The organism is Caulifigura coniformis (assembly GCF_007745175.1).
In the GTDB taxonomy this organism is placed as follows: Bacteria; Planctomycetota; Planctomycetia; order Planctomycetales; family Planctomycetaceae; genus Caulifigura; species Caulifigura coniformis.
Map to the genome: position 1 here is coordinate 4,621,979 of NZ_CP036271.1, position 14,944 is coordinate 4,636,922.

Genomic DNA, 14,944 nt, shown 5'->3' on the forward strand with positions numbered 1-14,944 from the left:
GGGGGGCAGCGTCATCACGCCCGCGAAATGCCGAGCCGTGTAAGATTCCTCCATTGGTTGTCGGAGCCGGGTGGACTCGGCACGCGGTTCCTTCCAGTGATTTCAGGGGACTGATTCGCGTGCGGCCGAATCGCTGGCTTCCGGCTCCCCGTCGGCGTGATGCACGACCCACTGCGGATACGGAATCACAATTCCGCGCCGGTCGAATTCGGTCTTGATGCGCCGGAGCATCTCCCGTTTGACGCCCCATTGCATATGCGGCCGGGTCTTGATCGTGAACTTGACCAGAACGGCCGAATCTCCGAGGGCGTCGACGCCCTGCATTTCGGGCTGCCCGAGCGTCTGCGGCCCGTACTTCGGATCGTCGCGCATCTGCTTCGCCAGGTCGAGAAGCAGCGTCATGACCTCGTCGATATTCTCCTGATAACCGACAGGGATCTGGAAAACGGCCCGCGACCAGCCGTGCGTCATATTACTGACCTTCGTGACCTGGCCATGAGGGATGAAGTGCACAGTCCCCTCTTCGTCCCGAAGTACGGTCATCCGCAGCGAAATGTCTTCGACGACGCCGGAGGTGTCGGCGATCCTGATCACGTTTCCGACGCTGTACTGGTTCTCCGCGAGGATCATGAAGCCGGTGAAATAGTCCTTGATCAGGTTCTGGGACCCGAAGGCGACGGCAGCCCCGATCACGGCGGCTCCGCCGAACAGCACGCTGACATCGATTCCGGACGTATGCAGCACGGCGAGGACGCCCAGCGTGAGCACCGCCATGCTGACCGCATAGCGGAAGACCCGCTGCAACGTCTCCGCGCGCTGTTCGCGTTCGGCCGAGGATCCATGCCGACTGCGGCGCATGAGCGTCCCGATGACTCTCCTCGCAACGATCTGGCCTGCCCACCAGATGACGAGCAGCAACAAGACAAGCCCAAGCACCCGCGGGCCGGTATTGCGAATCCATCCGCCGATGCGATGTGGAGCGACCGGGCTTTCCAGCAGGGCCAGCTTCGCCTCAGCGCTCTTGAGAGACTGAGCTGCCCCTTCCAGCTCTTTCCCGGCCAATGACCGGGATTCCCGCAATCGCTCCAGGAGGACCCGCGATTCGTCCACGCGCGTTCTCTGGAAGGCGATCTCAGCCCGCGTCGCCTCAACCCGACCGGCCTCGCGGGCGAGTGCCTCCTCCAGGGAGCTGGTTTCGGCCTCGGGAGTCCCGTCCGACCGCCGCTGTTCGAGCTCCCGTCGCTGCTCCTGAACGGTCTTCGTGGCAGATTCCGCTTCCTGTCGCGTGATGTCGAGCAGGCGTTCGGCGCTTTGCAGGTCGCGTTCGAAGATCGCAATGCTTTCGTCGAGTTCCTGGACTCGCTCGTTCGCGAGGTCCAGTTCCCGTCGGCGCGATTGAAGTTCGCGCTTCGCCGCCAGGACTGGCTCGGCTTCGACGGCGGGCGCGGGGTTCGACTCTTCCTTCTGGTCCGCGGCGTTTGCCTTTGCACCCGGAGCCAGGGCCTCCGCGGCCGGCCGGTCCGCGGCGGTATTCGAGGGTGACTTCGATTCCTCCGGGCCAGCGGCGTTCGCATCGGCAGCGGGCTGCCCGTCCGGAGCGGCCTTCGGCGGGCGCGACCTCGGACTGGGTTGCGAGCTGGCCTCCGGCTCGGCCGACTTCAGTCGTTCCAGCCCCTTCTCCTCCAGGGCGATTTTTTCCGTGAGGATTTCCAGCTGTTCCTGCACGGCCTTGCGCCGGCTGATCGTCCGGTCGAACTGGGCTCGCGCGGCCTCCCTCTCCTTCTCCAGCTTCTCCAGCGCGGGTCGCCGGACCTTGAGTTCCTCCTCTGTGGCGGCTTCCATGCCGGCCCGCGTTTCGGTGACGAGCGAATCCTTGGTGGTGAACTCGGCCGATCTGGCCTCGAAGTCTTGCTGCAGTTCCTCGCTCAAACGACGCAAGTCGGCCTGACGCTGGCGATCGGCCGTCAGCAGCCGCTCCAGCCCGGCGATGCGTTCCGCGGTCGTCGGTTGCGTCTGCCCCGACGTCGCCGAATTGGCGGCCGTCGCCGGGGCCTCTTTCGATTCGGTCTTCAGTTGACCGGCCGACGCATGATGCCCCTGAGAGAGAACCAGGAGGCAAAGCAGGACGCGAGAGAGAGTCATTTGTTACGAGGTGAGTTGTCGTTCAGGGGCAGGCAGCAGGCGCATTCACACTCGCCTGTGGCCGACCGTGGTTCATCGGACCCCGAACGACCTTGTCCCAATGCGGCGAGCCCGGTTCGAGGGCGAGTCCATCATAGCCAATATTCTTTCGGCAGGTTCTTGCCGTCATGGAACGGGGCACGAGAGTTCCTGCAGTTGCGGCACCTGTCTTTGCGGCGTCATGGTCGCCATTGAAAGCACCAGGCGGGTCCGTTCGACCGTGCGATATCCATCCGCCACACACCGGGCGTCACCGTGAGCGCGCGTGGCGATGGTCCAGCTCTGCGTTCACGGCCTGCCAGATTGCCGCGGCCGTTCCAGTCAGGACGGCCGCCATCCCATGGGCTGCAGCAGTCAGAATTCCACAATTCCTCGGGCCGATCGGGGATGGTTCCTCTGCACCATCGGCGACCAGCGCTTCGAGAGAAGGATTGAATTACCATCCGTCCTGCGATCACACCGTGCTTCCATCGATTTCTAGCTCGAGGTCTGGCAACGCATGAAACGCTTTCATCCCACGGACGCCTGCTCTCTGTGGATCGCCGCCTGGAGATTCGTGTGCCTGTGTGCCGCGTTCGTACCGGCCGGTGTCGCTTCCGCGGGGCCGCTGGTCTTTGAAGGGAACGCAGGGTCTGGGAAGGGGAAGCACATCGTTTTCCTGGCGGGCGACCATGAGTATCGCTCGGAAGAAACGCTCCCCGCGCTCGCGCGTCTTCTGGCAAAGCATCACGGATTCAAATGCACGGTGTTGTTCAACATCGACCCCACGACCGGCGAGATCGTGGCCGGGAATTCCAACATGCCGGGAATGGAGGCGCTCGACACGGCGGACCTGGCCGTGGTGTTCCTGCGCTTCCAGGATTTCCCGCGGGAGCAAATGAAGCACTTTGACGACTATCTCGACCGCGGCGGTCCGATCGTCGGCCTGCGGACAGCGACGCATGCGTTCAAGATGACAGCCGCGAGCCCGTTTCCAAAATACTCCTACGACTACAAGGGTACCGACTACGAGCTGGGCTTCGGGCACCAGGTGCTGGGGCAGACCTGGGTGGGACATTACGGAAAGAACCACACTCAAAGCACGCGGATCACGATCGTCGATGACCGGAAGACGCATCCGATCCTGCGCGGCGTGAAAGACATCTGGGTGCAAGCCGGAGGCTACGTGGGCAAGCCAACGGACGGCGAAGTCCTGACGCTGGCCCAGCCTCTTAATGGCATGGCGCCCGATTCTCCGACCGACGAGACGAAGCCCCCGATGCCTTCGGAGTGGACGCGGAGTTACAAGTCCGCCTCGGGCAGGACGGGGCGGGTGTTCACCTCACTGTACGGCACGCCCGAAGACCTTCTGAACGATGGCTACCGCCGGATGCTGGTCAACGGATGCTTCTGGGCGGTCGGCCTGGAGGATTCGATCATGCCGGACGCCGACATCCGTTTCGTCGGGCCGTTCCAGCCGAACACCTTTGCCGGTGGCCGATATGCGCGCGGAATCAGGCCGCAGATGTATGCCGGGTTCGAGAGCCCGATTCCAGCGACGCACGACACACGCGGGCCAGCCCCGAAGCCTGCCCGTCAGCCGGGCGGCAAGGAGTCTGCTGCAAAACCGGCCGCTGCTGGTGCTGAGAAAGGGACGACAGCCGCAAAGGTCACGTCGAAGCCTGCGAGAATCGTCCGGATTGAATTGCCCGGCGAGAAGCGGATCCTCACGCTCGCGGAAGTCGAAGTCTTCAGCGGCGGAAAAAACGTGGCCCGGGGCGGAAAGGCGACGCAATCCAGCACGAACGGTCCGGGCGTCGCTGCACGAGGGATCGATGGCAACAAAGACCCCGACTGGTCCAGGGGCGGGCAAACGCATACGACGAACAGCGGTTCTTCGAACCCGTGGTGGGAGGTCGACCTCGGCAAGGCCGTCGATGTCGAGAAGATCACCGTCGCCAACCGGAAAGGGTTCGAGAGACGACTCGACGGTTTCACGCTCGCGCTGCTCGATGCGGATCGCCGCGAGGTGTTCCGGATCACGAACGTCGCCGCTCCGGAATCGCTCGAAATCGACGTGAAGGGGGGAGGCAAGCTGGCGTACGCCACATACGACGGCAAGCCGGATTCCGAGGCCGCAACGGGACAAAGGATCGCAAAAGGCGCTCCGGCGAAGGCAGGCGAACAGAAAGCTTCTGAGGCCTCCAACGAGCCGGTGCTTTTCGACGTTCCCGCCGATTACCGCGACCCCGCAGCGTTCGCGTTCCAGAAGAACGACGTGGTGGCGATTGTCGGGAACGGCCTCCCCGACCGCATGCAGCACGATGGCTGGCTGGAGACACTGCTGCAGAACGAACTGAAGGGACGCCAGCTCCGCCTTCGTAATCTGAGTGCGAGCGGCGATCGGCCCGACTCGTTCCCGCGCAGCCAGGGGGCCGCCTCGATGACCGAATACCTGCGGCACGTCAAAGCCGACGTGGTGCTGGCATTCTTCGGCTACAATGAGTCGTTCTCGGGAGTGGAAAAGGCGGACGAGCACCGTCAGAAACTCGTCGCCTTCGTGAAGAAGACGCGGGGCTCGAAAGCGAACGGCAAATCGTTTCCCCGGATCGTGCTGTTCAGTCCGATCGCTCATGAAGACACGCACAACCCAAACCTGCCGGACGGCAAGGCGCACAACATCCAGCTGGAGGCATACACGAAGGCGACAGAGGCTGCCGCCAAAGAAGCGGGCGTCGGGTTTGTCGATCTCTTTCATCCTTCGCTGGAGCTGTATCGGGCTGCACGAACGCCGCTGACGATTAACGGGGTGCACCTGACGGAGGAAGGGAACCGGCAGCTGGCGGAAGTCATTGCCAGCGCCCTGCTCGGGCATGCGGTCAGCTCTTCGGCCTCCCTGCAACCTCTGCGGAACGCCGTCATCGTCAAGGACATGCACTGGAACAACCGCTATCGCGCCCGTGACGGCAACGACGTCTGGGGCGGCCGCTCGACGCTGGCATTCACCAACGATCAGACCAACGCCGTTGTGCTGCAGCACGAGCAGTCGATGCTCGACGTGATGACGGCGAGTCGCGACTCCCGGGTCTGGGGCCTTGCGGACGGAAAAGAATTGAACGTCGACGACAGCAATGTTCCCGGCCCCATCGAGGTGATCTCGAACGTGGGGGGAAAGAGCAAGAGTTCGAGCGCCCTGAAGGAAGGGACGCTGAACTACATCAGCGGTGAAGAAGGAATCGCGCACATGGGCGTCGCGAAGGGCTTCGAGGTCAGCCTGTTCGCCGACGAATCCAGGTTCCCGCAACTCGCGAACCCGGTACAGCTACAGTTCGACACCCGGGACCGCCTGTGGGCAGCCGTCTGGCCGACCTACCCGAAGTGGGAACCGCTCAAAGAGATGAATGATGCGATCATCATCCTGCATGACGACGACAACGACGCGCGGGCCGACCGCGTGACGGAGTTCGCCCGCGTGCAGAACCCGCTGGGATTCGAATTCTGGAACGGCGGGGTGATCGTCAACTGCGCTCCCGAGATCCTGTTCCTGAAAGACACGGATGGCGACGATGTGGCGGATGTCCGCACCATCCTGCTGCAGGGGCTCGACTCATCGGACACACACCACGGCGCGAACAATTTCATCTACGGGCCGGACGGGGGGATCTACTGGCAGAGCGGCGTTTTCATGATGCACAACCACGAGCATCCGTGGGGCCCATCACTGCAGGCGGAAGCCTCGGCCATGTTCCGCTTTGATCCCAGGCGATTCACAATCGCGATGCACGCGATCAACTCACCGAATCCACATGGCATCGCGTTCGACTCCTGGGGCTATCACTACGCGACCGATGGCACAGGGGGGCGCGCGTACCAGGTGCGCCCCGAGGGGGCCGGCTTCAAGATGCACGAGCTCCTCAAAAAGGAAGTCCGGCCGGTGACAGCGTGCGAGGTGGTCAGCAGCTCCCATTTTCCCGAATCGATGCAGGGAGATTTCCTGATCCTGAACGTGATCGGGTTTCTCGGCATGAAGCACTACCACCTGGAACGGAATGCCGAGACTGGCGCCGTCTGGGGGGAACCTGCCGGCGACGAGCTGACTGTCACCACGATCAACGCTGACGGGTCGAAAACCGAGGATCGGTCGCGCGGGCTGATGATGAGCGGCGACAAGAACTTCCGTCCTTCTGACGCGATCTTTGCGCCGGATGGGTCGCTGTACTTCAGCGACTGGCACAACGTGATCATCGGCCACATGCAGCACAACGTTCGCGACCCGAATCGGGACCACGCGCACGGACGAATCTACCGAATGACGGCGAAGGGACGTCCCCTGCAGAAGCCCGTGCCGATTGATGGCCAGCCGGTCACAGCCCTGCTCGACAACCTGAAGTCTCCGATCGACGGCGTCCGACATCGGACGCGCGTGGAACTCAGTGAACGCGACACCGCCGAAGTCATTGCGGCGACACGGGAGTGGATCAAGCAGTTCGACCCGAACTCCGCGGCCGACGCTCATCACCTTCTTGAGGCCCTGTGGGTCCACCAGCAGCACAACGTGCGCAACCCCGAACTGCTCGGTGTGTTATTGAAGTCTCCCGAGCCGCACGCCCGCGTCGCAGCAAATACCGTGAGGCACCTGTGGACCAACGTCGAACGGAGCATGCGCGGCGGCGTGATTGCTGGGGCGCGGGAAGCCGCCGCGAAGAAGTCCGGCGTGCTCAGCGAGACTCCCGAGCTGACGACGATCCGGATTGCGACCGTTCCCGAGCGGATGATGTATGACGTGACGAAGTTGACGGTGAAACCGGGACGGAAGGTGAGCCTGACCTTCGCCAACGTCGACTTCATGCCGCACAACATCCTGCTGGTCAAACCGGGCAAGGCCGATGATGTGGGATTGAAGGCGATCGCGCTCGGCGCCCGCGGGTTTGAAGTCGGTTTCGTCCCGGAAAGCCCGGACATCCTGTGGTCCAGCCGACTGGTCGACTATGGAGATGAACAGGTGATCGAGTTCACCGCACCATCGGAAGAAGGGGCTTATCCTTACATCTGTTCGTTCCCGGGACACCACCTGATCATGCGGGGAACGCTGTTTGTCACGAACGATCTCAAGGATTTCCTCGCCCGGAATCCCGAATCCGTGCCGACGATCACCGAATGGAAAGTCGCCGACCTCGCGACCGACCTGGCGCGCGTCGGCCAGCACCGGAACTTCGCCCGGGGGAAGCAGCTCTTCACGACGCTCGCCTGTGTGCAATGCCACCAGATGGGCAAGGAGGGCGTCGCCCTCAGCCGGAATCTGACCGTCGGGCCGAACCTCGACGACGTCGTGAAGAAGCACAAGGGGGATGCGAAGCTCGTGCTGCAGGAAATCCTCGATCCCTCGAAGAATGTCGAGGAGAAGTACCGGAGCGTCATCCTGCAGCTTCAGGACGGAACGGCCGTCACCGGAAACGTGATCGCCGAGGATGACGACTCGCTGACGCTCCTCACGGGTCCGGCCCCTGCGAAGGAACGGAAGATCGCCAGAATCGCGATTGAACAGCAGAAGTTCTCAACGCTGTCGCTCATGCCCGTGGGGCTGCTCAACTCACTGGACAAGGAGCAGATCCTCGACCTGCTCGCCTACGTGCTGGCTGGTGGGAATGCGGACAGCGCCGCGTTCAAACACGCCCACTGACCGGAAACAGGGACGTCGGGCCGATCCCGCACCGTGGGATCGACCCGACGCTGTTTTGCGATACGCCGGAGTTCCGTTCCGTGTCCTACAGGATTCAGCGGAGCGCCGCCTGCAGCCGGACAAACAGCCGGTCCACCTCGGCTGCGGTTTCCGCATCGAGTTCCCAGCCGACGGGTTGGCGCTGAATCGTGTTGGGGAAGATCCCCCGCTTCTTCATCAGGTGCTTTTCAATCGACAGGAAGCCATCCAGCCCGGCCGAGAGCTGCAGAGCCACGAGACCCGAAATCGGGAGCGACAACTGGTACGTCCGCTCTTCGTCGCCGGCCTGAAGCGCCCGCCAGAGCGCCACGACGGCATCCAGGAGATCCGTCCCGGGCATCGTCCCCTGAATCCCGCGGCGATAGCAGTCGACGAGGTTGATTCCTCCGGAGCCTTCGAAGATCCGGGCCTGCCCCCGCGTGGCGTCCCGCAGCCGCGACAGGTTCGGGCCGAGAGGATGAGCTTCCGGTTTGAAGAAGATCCGGTCGGTCCCGAATGTCTCGAGCAGGTCGAGGTAGACATCCAGCGAAATCGCGGCCCCGACGTATCCCGAAGCATCCTGCACGATGAGCGGGATTTCCACGGCTTTCGCGATGCCGGCGAAGTAGTCGCGGGTCATCGTGGAAGACAGCCGGGTGGCGATCGGCGGAATCGCCATCACGGCGCTGGCCCCCTGACTTTCTGCATGGCGGGCCAGTTCGCACGCTTCCGCGGTGCTCTCCGCTCCGACGCTGATGACAGAGAATCCGCGCGCCCTGGCTGCCGGACAGACCAGCTCCGCAAGCTCCCGACGCATCGCCTGCGGAAGCCGGCAGACCTCGCTGACCATTGCGACGACGACGCCATCCGCGCCGACCTCAAATGCCCAGTCGATCTCGCGCTGCAGGGTTTTGTGATCGATGCGGCCATCCTCCAGAAACGGAGTGTGCAGCACCGGGAGAACTCCCTGGAGGGAAGATTTTTCAGAGGAGGATTTCATGGATCAATCGTTCCGCAACGGCGATGACTCGTTCAAGTCGGCCGTGATCAAACGGGGTCTGCCCGACGGGGGAAATGTCTTCGTCGTCAAGCTCCTGGGAAGGCAGATATCCCAACAGCCGTTAAGCAGGTTCATACAGGCCAACGGAATTCCTGCATACCGGAGGGGGAGATACTTCTGGAAAACGGAAGACTGTTCGGCAAGGCCGCCAACGAGCAAGGCGTCACCGAAGCGGCAGGTGGAGAGTTCCAGCGGAAAGGATAGGCCGTTCCCCACCTCCTGGCGGATCGCCCGCTTGCGTTTGATCCTTTCCGCCCGAGTCTCGTCGGGCGCCGGGTTTTCAACGCAACTCTTCCGATCGGCGGACGGATAATCCTTCCTGCGTGCGGGCATCTGTCAGGAAAGGTCGACCCATGGGCGACAAGAAAGACGAAGGCGGCTTCGACATCGATTTCAAAGTCCTGCCTCCCGAACTGCAGGTCAAACTCTGGCTGCTGTCCCTCGACGCGGATACCAGCAAGGTGACACTGGCCTACAACCCCGGCAAGTTCGTGATGAATATCGGGTACAGCTACGGCGGCAGCATCGAGTCGTCGTTTCTCGTCCGGCGGTTCTCGGCCAAGTTGGGCGTGAATCCCTCCAGCCGGGAGGTCGACCTCGGACTCGTTTTCCGCGGCTTCAAATTCTCCGCGTCAACATCCGTCGGCAAGCCAACTCTCGGCCTCGGCATTTCGTACGGCTCGGGATTGCTCCCGTTTCCGTCCCAGCTGGGGAGCACGTTCACCTCGGCCGCAGGGGGATTGAGCAACATTGCCGGCGATCTCAGCTCCGCTCCCGACAATCCCCTTGCCTGGTACAACCTTCACAGCGACGACGTCGAGTCGATCAGCAAGGCGGTCTCCCTCGGACAGCAGATCATGAAGGCCGGAAGCGACAAGAATCGGTTCGGCGTGGGGCTGAGGTTGAACTACACCTCGGAATCCGGACTGACGATCTACGGCGGAGCCCAGCTGAGGTTCTGACGTCGACGGGGCGTCTGCTCGACATCGGCAACGCTCAGCTGCGCGTCAGCTTCATGTAGATGGCCAGCAGAACCAGCCCCAGCACGATCGCGACGAACAGGCAGGCGGCCATCGTCTGCAGCCAGGCCGAGCCGGTCAGCGGTTCGACTCCGCCCGAGATCGGCTCGCCAGCGAGATCGGCCGACGACTGTTTGCGGATCAGCTTCGCCAGTTCCTGGGCCCACGCCTGCCGGGCTTCGGTCGAATTCGCCGCCCCGCCCGGCATCGGTTGATGGAGGTGCTCGCGAAACGCTTCGCCGATATCGCCTTCGAATCCGAGGACCAGGCAGAGGTACCATGCCTCGACAACGTCGGGAGAGCTCGAACGTGCGGCCCGCTCACCAAATTCATAGAAGCGCCAGGCGCGGTTCTTCTCTGCGAAGTAGTCGAATTCGAGGGTGATGTCCTTCCACTCCGGGTCGGCCATCGTCAGGACTTCGTCGACCCAGTAGATCAGCCCCCTTCTGGCCAGTTCGAGGTCTTCGCGACGGGCGGACGACTGGTTGGCCGATGCGCCGGTCAGCGCATCCAGGTCCATCCGGATCAGCTTCTTCTCCTCGTTGAGGTCGGGACGCTCCCGACGCTCGATGCGGTCGACGAGGTCGAGCACCGCATCGAACACCCGGTTGACGGACTGTGCAAATTCCGGGGTCATCGGTCAGGCGCCCTGGGGCATGGCGTAGAGGGCGAATGACAATCCAACGAGTTTCCCCTGGTCGGTCCGGATCTGAATCGTCTGCTCGCCGTCGATTCCGCCCACCACCTGTTTTTCGTTGAAACGAATGGCCAGATTGAGCGTCTTCTCGACCGCCTGCCACGCTTCCGAACTGCGATCGAGCTTCCAGTAGGTCCAGCCAGCTCCCGGAAAATCGCGAGGCGGCGCCGCTTCTGGACGGGCTTTTACGCCCCCTTTTCCGCCGCGATAGATGTTCTCGACGACGTCGCTCGATCCGACTTTCAGGTCGAGCCGATCCGTCAGCAGGTGATCGATCTCGTTGAAGGGCAGCTGCGATTCGACGCCCATGTAAAACGTCCAGCCGGGCGTGAGCCATTCGCGTTCCAGCCGCACCTGCATCTGCAGACCGGCGCCGATGAACGGCCGCTTGATATAGGCTCGCTTCTGGCGTTCCTGATCGAGGTCGAGAAGCCGGCGGATTGCGTGGAAGCAGCCGCCGAGGTCATCGTGGTCGTACAGCGGGACCTGCGGCATCCGCCGCTCGGGCAGGAAAAGTGCAATCTGCCCCACAACGCGGCAAAGCTCCATGTACGCCGTCAGCGGATGAATGCCGCGGACGAACGGCAGGTTGCAGAGATACCCGATGGCCGTGTTCAGCGAATGGAGCTTGAAAATCCGTTCGAGGTCTTCGCGGTGTCCGCTTTCGAACGCCACGCCCCGGTCGAGCATGTTCCGGGCGAGCTGATCGGCCAGGCTCCCGAAATGGTCCGTAATCCCCCCGAGGATCCGTTCCTGCAGGAACGCCCAGGCGTCGCAGGCGAGAATGGGGGGAATGTAGTCTGGATCGATCTCTGGTGGGGCTTCGGCGACGGCGCCAAGCCGCAGCCGCATCAGCGGCAGCGTTTCGTATCCGGAGAGTTCTTCGTTCCCGAGCAGCAACTTGGCATTCAGCCAGCGGACGCTGACGACGAGCGGATTGCCGACCTGGTTCTCGTCTTCGACTTCCTGGGAGTCGACGGCATAGCGGCTCGAACCGTCGCCGGTCTGCGTGTCGGCGTTGCGCCGCCCAAGCTGGAGCCGCGGCACGGCGAGATGCACCATCAGGCGATCCTGCGCGCTGCGGAAGGCGGCCCGAGGGATCTCGACCGGCGAGAGCAGTGAATCCTCCGGAAACCGGAGACAGGTGCCGTCCCGCAGCCGGGCGTGCAGAGAATCAATAGACACCCGCCAGTTGGCGAGCGCGTCGGCATTCACCTGGAACTTTCGCAGTCCATAGGCGTAGCCGACGTGCCATTGCTGGGCGACGCCAATCTCTTCACGCAGTCGCCGCTCGGAAAGCTGAAAGTGATGCGGGCTGATGAACAGCCCTTCCGACCAGTGAACAGAATGGTTGGTCATTGATGACGGTCGGCAATCTGGGCGCCCTGGCCCACCAGAGATGCGATTTCCGGACGGGCGAAATCGTCATCAATGCAGGCCTGGATGGCAACCCACTCCCGGTCGGCTTCTGCCCGATCTGTCCGGATCGCTGTCAGAACTGGGCACGGCTCGCCCGGGTCGACAGCGGGCCGAAGTACCAGTTGAACATCACCCGGAACTCCCCATCGAACGCCCGGTCCGATCCGCCGCCGATCGGCGCGACGTAACCCAGCATCAGCGACTTGTTCTCGTCGATCAAAACGTTCGAGCCGAATACGGCATTCAGGGTCTGGATGTTGACCCGGTTCGAAATGTTGGCATTGTCACCGGCAATGGCATCGGTCCGCCCCAGCGTGTTGTTTGAGTGCAGTTCCGAGATCAGGGCGATTCGCGAGATCAGGGAGGAGGGATCCGACGCCTGGTAGATCCAGTAGCCGCCGCTCAGAGACACGAACAGGTAGTTCGGGTCGTCGAGCCGGCCTTCCCGAACCAGCGCCAGGCTGTCATCCGCGGTGTAGACCGAGTTTCCGCGAGTCGCTGCATCGACCTGGATCACCCCCTGGAAGAAGAGGCGTTCCGTGGGAGTGAACACGCCGCCGATGAACGGCAGCAGGTGAACGGATTCATTCTTGATCAAATCGAGCGTCGTTCGTGCCCCGTCATCCGAAACGACGCGGAGGTCGTCCGCGGTCGGCAGGGCGATCCCCAGACCGGTTGACACGGCCCAGACCTCGTTCTGGAACAGCAGGGCTTTGAAGAAGCCGGTGAGGTTCCCGAGTTCGTAGCTGGTGGTGTCATACCCGCTGACGAGGAGATTCGTCGTGTCGAACGGCGTCGTGGAGTTCAGCGTCGTCGCCATCGGAACACGAAGTTCCAGCGAGAGGGCGCCGTCGAGCAGGGTCTTTTCGACACCGGGCGTCAGCCGGCGGACGTCGAGTCCTCCCGGAATCAGGCTCACGTCATCGAAGTAGCTGTAGTTGACGTAGAACCGGTCACGCGGAATGACACTGGCGTTCTCTGCGAACTTCATCAGGCCCACCGAGTTGCCGCGCGGAATCGCGACCACTCCGCCAGAGGGGACGCTGGAGATCGTTGTACCCGGGCCGGCGTAGAAGTCGCCGAAGACCGATGGAACGTAGTCCTGCCCGGAGATTGCCCCCTGCCCGGCCTGCAGCGACGCTACCGAAGGCGGGCTGGAGAACTGCGACTGGGGTGCCTGCGGCGGAGCCGTGAGGGGCGTCGGCGTGGGCTGGAACACCTGGTCCGGCTGCATCACGTTCGGCGGGCAGGGATTCGGTGGACACGGATTGGGCGGGCACGGATTCGGAGGGCAATGCACCCCGGCCGAAGTCGGCTGCAGCAACTGGGCATCGAAGAAGGCTTCTTCTTCGGCCGACGTCTGCGCAACCCGGTTCGGTTCCGCCGCATTCACCGCGCTGCACTGGATCGCCGCCGCCACCGTCGCCAGCCGCAGGCAGCGCAGCACGCCCGTTTGAGTGAAGAAGCCCATGGGTTCCATCCCTTCGCGTCCCCACTTCCGGCGGGGACTTCTGAATTATTGACTTCGTGAACTGATGGCTTTGATACGCACATTGGCTCGCATCAGAAGAGGATCCGGTACTCGACCCGGAACAGTTCCTCGTAGAACTCTTCGTTGGTGACCGGGATTCCGAATCCGGCGTAGATCGACTGGCTCTGCATCATGGCCGGTCCCCGATCGCCAAGGCCGACGCGGACGCCAGGCTTCACGTTGACGATGGTGTCGCCGTTGGCGCTTTCAGGGTCCACGCCGCCGGAGCTCGCATCGAACTTCTGACCGCCGAGGAATGTCCAGCCAACCATTTCGAGCATCGGAATGACCGACACGTCGTCGCTCTCATACAGGATGTAGCCCAGGCCGCCGCCGTAGCTCAGAACGTTGCTGGCATAGCTGTCGACGCCGATCGGGCAAAACTCGCTGAACTGGCTCTGGAGGAGCCAGTTTTCGGAGAGTCGGCGGTAGTAGAGAATCGCCGGTTCCAGGCTGACGTGGTTGGTTCCCAGGCCTTCGCGTGAATCGCCGGTCGGAATGTAGGTTTTGAACTGGAACGTCAGGTACTCATCTTCTTCCGCGATGAAGGCGTACTTGAAGCCGGCCGTCATGTCGGCGAAGCCGTTCGAACTTCCCAGTGCGGGAAGCCCGGGGAGCGATGTGTAATCGACGAATCGAACGGGCAGTTCCGTGAACAGCGAGAACTTCGGATTGAACGCGTATTCGAAGTACGCGCGGACTTCCTGGTAGTCGACGCTCGTGTTCAGGCCGATCGGGCCCGCCGCGTCGGGATCTGCGCCAATCTGCCTGAAGCAGCCGCACTTCGCATAGAAGTACTCGCCGCGATCCGGGAACGGGTTGTCGTTCGCGATATCGTACCGCAGGCGAAACATCGTGACGGGCGCGGCCGGATCGAGATAACCACCCGCCATCATCGAGGCGGCCACCAGGTTCTCACCGCCGAGGGCCCCCTGCCCTGCGGACAGCGAGCCGACATTTCCGGGAGAGAAAACGGAGTCGGGAGTCGCCATCGGCTGGGGCATCGAAGCCGCAGGTCCGGGCGTCATCGTGCCGTACGGAGACGTCGCACCGGGCGTCTGCAGGCAGTTCGCCGGCGGGCATCCGACCGTGCACGACGCCGGCTGCGCCGCCAGTTTCGAATCGAACAGTTGCTCGTCTTCCGTCAAAGCGGCGAGCCCAGGCGTCGGAGTCTGTGCGGCGGCGGGCAGCGCGCCGAACGCGATGGCCGCAGCGACGAGACTCGGTTTCCAGAAAGCGCTCTGCATCGTCGAATCCTTGACAGGGCCGCTCGCACATCCTGATTCAGTGACTCTTGAATTCCGCTTGCAGATCCTTAACGCCCGAACAGACACACTCGACTTTCAGCCACCCGAAAGCT

8 protein-coding genes are annotated in these 14,944 nt (G+C 62.8%); 2 read left to right on the top strand and 6 right to left on the bottom strand.

Going from position 1 to position 14,944, the window contains the following annotated elements; genetic code table 11:
• Window positions 1-102: 102 nt before the first annotated feature.
• Window positions 103-2,142, bottom strand: a complete 2,040-nt coding sequence (locus tag Pan44_RS18670; RefSeq protein ID WP_145032072.1) for a mechanosensitive ion channel domain-containing protein — start codon at window positions 2,140-2,142, stop codon at window positions 103-105.
• Window positions 2,143-2,680: 538 nt separating this feature from the next.
• On the opposite strand from Pan44_RS18670, the gene Pan44_RS18675 reads away from it, so the two are divergent.
• The gene (locus tag Pan44_RS18675; RefSeq protein WP_145032076.1) at window positions 2,681-7,840 is read left to right on the top strand and encodes a PVC-type heme-binding CxxCH protein; all 5,160 of its coding nucleotides are present in this window, start codon (window positions 2,681-2,683) and stop codon (window positions 7,838-7,840) included.
• Between the two features lie 94 nt (window positions 7,841-7,934).
• Here Pan44_RS18675 and Pan44_RS18680 read toward each other — a convergent pair whose 3' ends face one another.
• On the bottom strand, window positions 7,935-8,858 hold the full coding sequence (locus Pan44_RS18680; protein ID WP_145032080.1) for a dihydrodipicolinate synthase family protein: 924 nt from the start codon (window positions 8,856-8,858) through the stop codon (window positions 7,935-7,937).
• Between the two features lie 413 nt (window positions 8,859-9,271).
• On the opposite strand from Pan44_RS18680, the gene Pan44_RS18685 reads away from it, so the two are divergent.
• On the top strand, window positions 9,272-9,880 hold the full coding sequence (locus Pan44_RS18685) for a hypothetical protein (RefSeq protein ID WP_145032083.1): 609 nt from the start codon (window positions 9,272-9,274) through the stop codon (window positions 9,878-9,880).
• A gap of 34 nt (window positions 9,881-9,914) precedes the next feature.
• Here Pan44_RS18685 and Pan44_RS18690 read toward each other — a convergent pair whose 3' ends face one another.
• The 4 genes from Pan44_RS18690 to Pan44_RS18705 all read right to left on the bottom strand — a co-directional run bounded on the left by Pan44_RS18690 (window position 9,915) and on the right by Pan44_RS18705 (window position 14,831).
• A complete protein-coding gene (locus Pan44_RS18690) occupies window positions 9,915-10,574 on the bottom strand; it encodes a DotU family type IV/VI secretion system protein (protein ID WP_145032086.1) in 660 nt (219 codons plus the stop codon).
• 3 nt (window positions 10,575-10,577) lie between these two features.
• On the bottom strand, window positions 10,578-11,993 hold the full coding sequence (gene tssK, locus Pan44_RS18695; RefSeq protein ID WP_145032090.1) for a type VI secretion system baseplate subunit TssK: 1,416 nt from the start codon (window positions 11,991-11,993) through the stop codon (window positions 10,578-10,580).
• Window positions 11,994-12,126: 133 nt separating this feature from the next.
• A complete protein-coding gene (locus Pan44_RS18700; protein ID WP_145032093.1) occupies window positions 12,127-13,524 on the bottom strand; it encodes a hypothetical protein in 1,398 nt (465 codons plus the stop codon).
• A gap of 92 nt (window positions 13,525-13,616) precedes the next feature.
• Entirely contained in the window at window positions 13,617-14,831 is a 1,215-nt protein-coding gene (locus tag Pan44_RS18705; protein ID WP_145032095.1) for a transporter, read from the bottom strand.
• Window positions 14,832-14,944: the final 113 nt, after the last annotated feature.